Annotated in this window: 1 protein-coding gene; it reads left to right on the top strand. The window is 77.5% G+C overall.

The window, feature by feature from the left end; genetic code table 11:
* Positions 1-108 precede the first annotated feature (108 nt).
* The coding region (locus tag C667_RS23780; RefSeq protein WP_039923228.1) for a hypothetical protein at positions 109-561 on the top strand (453 nt) is incomplete at its 3' end.

The following is a 561-nucleotide window of genomic DNA, read 5'->3' as shown; positions in this document are numbered from 1 at the left end:
AGCCTGGTGCCCGCCGGGTGCGGGGCGCCGGTCCGCGGCCTGGCGCCGATCCGCCACCTCGCGCCGCCCGGGACGCCCAACGCGTGCCGCACGCAGCGGAGCGCTCGCGTGAGCGCACGGACGCGCGACCGCGTCCTCGGCACGCTCGTGCCGCTGTTCGTACTCAACGCCTTGCTGGTGTTCGGCAACGCCTGGCCGACGCTGTGGCCGCGGCCGGCGCTGGCGGTGTCGATCGAGCTCGCCTTCGCCGTCGCCGCCCTGGCCCTGCTCGCCGGCTGGCGCGGGCGTGTCCTGCCCGCCCTCGTGCGCGCACTCGCGGGGCTGGCCACGCTGTGGGTCGTGCTGCGCTACCTGCAGGTCACCGTGCCCGCGCTGTTCGGCCGCCCGCTCAACCTCTACTGGGACCTGCCCCACCTTGGCGCCGTGCTCGACATGGGCGGCGACGGTCCGGGCGCGAGGATCCTGCTCGCGCTCGCGCTCGGCGCCCTCGTCGTGCTGGCGCTGCATCGCGTGGTGTCCGCCTGCGTGCGCGCGCTCGCGCGCGGCGCCGCGGCACCGGGC

The organism is Thauera phenylacetica B4P, from assembly GCF_000310225.1.
Taxonomy (GTDB): domain Bacteria; phylum Pseudomonadota; class Gammaproteobacteria; order Burkholderiales; family Rhodocyclaceae; genus Thauera; species Thauera phenylacetica.
This window is presented reverse-complemented; position numbering and strand designations above follow the sequence as displayed.